This window comes from Mesorhizobium sp. M0293, assembly GCF_040321735.1.
Classification (GTDB): Bacteria; Pseudomonadota; Alphaproteobacteria; order Rhizobiales; family Rhizobiaceae; genus Mesorhizobium.
On the sequence record NZ_JAMYSA010000241.1, the window covers coordinates 1 to 2,803 of the forward strand.

A 2,803-nucleotide genomic window follows, 5' to 3' on the forward strand; every position below is an offset into this window, starting at 1 on the left:
CCTGCAAGCCAGGCTGATCGGTGCCGTATGATCCCGAACTTCATCAAGAGTGCGTCAGACCCCTTATTCCACGCCGAAACACAGCATCTCCATACTCGTCACGCGGGACGGGCATCAGCACCTCCTTGTCGAGGACAGTGGCAGGAGCTTGCAGCTGGCTGCCTCCGGCGTCAGCATCCTCGAACCTGTGCGATTGACATTCTCCGTCCTCTGGTCGCCAGAGGAACTGAAGCAACGCCTGAACGCGTTGGAATGTTTGAACAGCCTCTGTTGGACCGGCAGCCTGCAACCAGGATTCTTTCCGACCGAGCCCCGTTGCTCGCGGTTGCGCCGCGTCTTGCGTGCGCTCGACGGCTCCATCGCTGGCGCACCACACCGCGAAATCGGCCTTGCCCTCTTCGGCAGAGCCCGCGTCGAGCGGGACTGGGCCGACCCCCGTGACCATCTTCGCGACAGCGTCCGCCGTGCAGTCAGACGCGGGCGCTGGCTCATGAACGGTGGTTATAAGCGTTTTCTTCTATAACGATTGTCACCATCAGGCCTTTTGGCCAGAGAACAGCTCTTTGTACCCCGCCACCACCAGCCAGTGGGCGCGCGCGAGATGGCTGCGAACCGCCCTTTGGGCGCGCGCTGGCTCTTGCACTGGATCGATGCCCAATATCGCCTGCGCCATCTCTTCTTCGCTCGCATTGTCGGCGCATGCGTCTATGAGCTTCAAATATGTCGTGAAGTGTTCATCGTCGTAAGCGGTCAGGCTCTCCGCCCATGGGACCTCGTCGGCAACAGCAGGTTGGAACAATCTGTCTACCATTTCATGTCTCGCCTAAGACCTATTCCGCACCCGCACGGCACAATATCCTAAAATGGGATAATCCGAAACTGGGATTAGCGGTGAGCCGGTTCCTTATTGGCCGGTTCGTCTGATGCCGAAATCCCTTCGATCAGCTCGCCAGCGCCGGCTGCTAAAACGGCTGATTGCGGCGCGCAAAACCAAAGGGGTCACCCAGGCCCAGGTTGCTGATATGCTGGGCCGCCCACAATCCTTCGTGGCCAAGTACGAGGGTGGTGAACGTCGGCTGGACGTAATTGAGTTTCTCGACGTTACCGAGGCTCTCGATATCGATCCTTGCGAGCTTCTGGCACAAATGCGTCGCTCTCGTGACCTGTAGATGGCGTTGCGCTTGGATTGCTCAACAAAAGCCCTCAACAGGACCTCGTCCGCGATCGGCGCATTCGGTTCAGAGTGTAACACAGCTGTCCTATCTCCGAAAAATCGGTTCCGCGCAGCCGCCCGCGGGCGGATTGAGACCTCCGGTGTGGAATACATATTATAGTTGATAAACTCAAGATGCCTAATCCGCTGACTTGGGCGGATGGACATGCGCCAGTTGGTCGGACGGAATGTGCAGAGGTTCAGGCAGAAGAACCATCTGACGCAGGAGCAGCTTGCCGAGATCTCCGGCTTCAGTCAGCAGTACATAAGCGGTTTGGAGAAAGGCCGCAGAAATCCGACGATCGTCACGATCTACGAGCTGGCACAAGCCCTCGGCGTGAGCCACATGGAACTCGTGCGGCCCGACAAACAGGCCTGAAACTTTCGCAGAGACCGGGTCTTTTTCGATCAAGATGACGGCGCACCCCGATCGCGGATGCGAGGGCGTAGAATTCCGACGATGCGCCGCTTCATACCGGTCAAGACAGACGACAACCAGCCGGCATTGCTGCTGGTTGAACCTGCGCGACAGGCTGACCCGCAATCGCACGCCACTCGCCAATGCGATCCGCAACTATCCGACAGAATATGGGCTGATCGCCGCCAAAGAATGTGCAGATCGAACCGCGGCTTGAGCGTATCTTAGCAGATGGGACACTGCCGGATTGGCGGCGGGAGCTGTTCGCGCGCTTATGCTCAAGAAAATGCGCAGTTGCAAACACATCTGAAAGATGTCGACGCCAGATTGATAGCTTAACATCGGGCCAAGGAGTGCAGACAGCGCCTGGCGCCACTCCCGGTGTCGGCCCCAGTGGGGCAGGACCGACTTGCCGTACCCGCCGTAGGCGGTGAGGTGACCGGGGCATCCCCGTTCCCGTTCGCCGGACCGACCTGCGTATAGCGGATCATCTCACCATCGGTCGAGACTGCCTCGTGGCGCGTGACCATCAGCCCGGATGCGTGAAATCCCGGTTGCGCTTCAGGATTACTGGAGCGCCAAGAGGCGGCGCGGCATTGAGGTCTAGTAGGAGAAGCTTCCGCGGCGTGATTGGGTCCTGAGCCGAAATGAGGACCTCTACATTGGTCTCGTGACGTTCCGCATCGAGCGACCCGAGGTGAACAGTCGCTTCGGTGGGCACGGTGTCCAGCGCTCGGCGCGTCCATTCCTGGCGGTCGGGGGTGAACATCTCGAAACGCGGATCGAGGTTAACGAGGTAGGAGAAAATGAGCTTCCCGTTATTCCAGAAGAATGACTGCAGGGAGCGCCTGTCGCCTGGTTCAAAGAGGATGGCAAAACTACGCTCGCCGGCCATGAAGGAGGAAAGCGAGATGCCGATCAGCGCGTCTGCGGGGTGGGGCACCAACCGGGAAATCGTTCAGAACAACCGATCAGAGCGCTGGGTCTCATGTCCGACATCGTCGATGATCTGACAATGAGAGCAACTGTAGGGCCGCCAAGGCGCCAGATGGCGCACAACCACTGGATTATATGGCGCCGATGATCGTGTCCCAGGGAGTGGTGTAGCTGACGGCTTGGTCGCCGCGCTCTCCGGCATGGGCCGGACTGATCAGCGCGCCACTGCCGGCAGG

General features: G+C 59.3%; 5 protein-coding genes and 1 pseudogene. 4 read left to right on the forward strand and 2 right to left on the reverse strand.

Annotated elements, in window-relative coordinates; all coding sequences use genetic code 11:
* Positions 1-187 precede the first annotated feature (187 nt).
* Positions 188-523, forward strand: a complete 336-nt coding sequence (locus tag NKJ06_RS35050; RefSeq protein ID WP_352812488.1) for a DUF2285 domain-containing protein — start codon at positions 188-190, stop codon at positions 521-523.
* 12 nt (positions 524-535) lie between these two features.
* On the opposite strand, the gene NKJ06_RS35055 is transcribed toward NKJ06_RS35050, so the two are convergent.
* Entirely contained in the window at positions 536-811 is a 276-nt protein-coding gene (locus NKJ06_RS35055; protein ID WP_023803403.1) for a DNA -binding domain-containing protein, read from the reverse strand.
* A gap of 112 nt (positions 812-923) precedes the next feature.
* On the opposite strand from NKJ06_RS35055, the gene NKJ06_RS35060 reads away from it, so the two are divergent.
* The 3 genes and pseudogenes from NKJ06_RS35060 to NKJ06_RS35070 form a co-directional block, all read left to right on the forward strand.
* Positions 924-1,169: a helix-turn-helix domain-containing protein gene (locus NKJ06_RS35060; RefSeq protein WP_352812484.1), complete on the forward strand. Its 246-nt coding sequence runs from the start codon at positions 924-926 to the stop codon at positions 1,167-1,169.
* A 204-nt stretch (positions 1,170-1,373) separates the two neighbouring features.
* Positions 1,374-1,592 carry a helix-turn-helix domain-containing protein gene (locus NKJ06_RS35065; protein WP_111548122.1) on the forward strand — a complete coding sequence of 73 codons (219 nt, stop codon included), beginning with the start codon at positions 1,374-1,376 and terminating at the stop codon, positions 1,590-1,592.
* 75 nt (positions 1,593-1,667) lie between these two features.
* Positions 1,668-2,048 (forward strand): annotated as a pseudogene (locus NKJ06_RS35070) (IS110 family transposase); the annotation flags it as partial.
* 112 nt (positions 2,049-2,160) lie between these two features.
* Here the strand turns inward: NKJ06_RS35070 and NKJ06_RS35075 are convergent.
* On the reverse strand, positions 2,161-2,577 hold the full coding sequence (locus NKJ06_RS35075) for a hypothetical protein (protein WP_352812486.1): 417 nt from the start codon (positions 2,575-2,577) through the stop codon (positions 2,161-2,163).
* Positions 2,578-2,803: the final 226 nt, after the last annotated feature.

Coding starts and splice junctions, on each gene's coding strand:
- NKJ06_RS35065 (WP_111548122.1), top strand. CDS start 1,374: ATGGACATGCGCCAGTTGGTCGGACGGAATGTGCAGAGGTTCAGGCAG.
- NKJ06_RS35060 (WP_352812484.1), top strand. CDS start 924: ATGCCGAAATCCCTTCGATCAGCTCGCCAGCGCCGGCTGCTAAAACGG.
- NKJ06_RS35055 (WP_023803403.1), bottom strand. CDS start 811: ATGGTAGACAGATTGTTCCAACCTGCTGTTGCCGACGAGGTCCCATGG.